Raw genomic sequence first — 255 nt, forward strand, 5'->3', positions numbered from 1 at the left:
CAACGTACATTACCCTCTTCATTTCAATCCGCCTCCTTTTAAATATATATTCCTTTATGAGGGGCAAATGTCTTGTGATTTTATGGTATATGAAATTATATCGGCGATTTTTCAAATATATCGACCGTAACTCGAAATATATCAGCGATTTTCCAAATATATCGACCGCAACTCGAAATATATCAGCGATTTTTCAAATATATCGACTTACCGACAAAACGCGACAATCTACGCAAAAAAAAGAGGCTGCTCGTT

Annotated in this window: 1 pseudogene; it reads left to right on the forward strand. The window is 35.3% G+C overall.

From position 1 onward, the window contains the following. Positions 1 to 74: 74 nt before the first annotated feature. Positions 75 to 255, forward strand: a pseudogene (locus MR079_RS28825) (hypothetical protein); the annotation flags it as partial.

This window comes from Bacillus cereus group sp. BfR-BA-01381 (assembly GCF_022663555.1).
Taxonomy (GTDB): Bacteria; Bacillota; Bacilli; order Bacillales; family Bacillaceae_G; genus Bacillus_A; species Bacillus_A pacificus.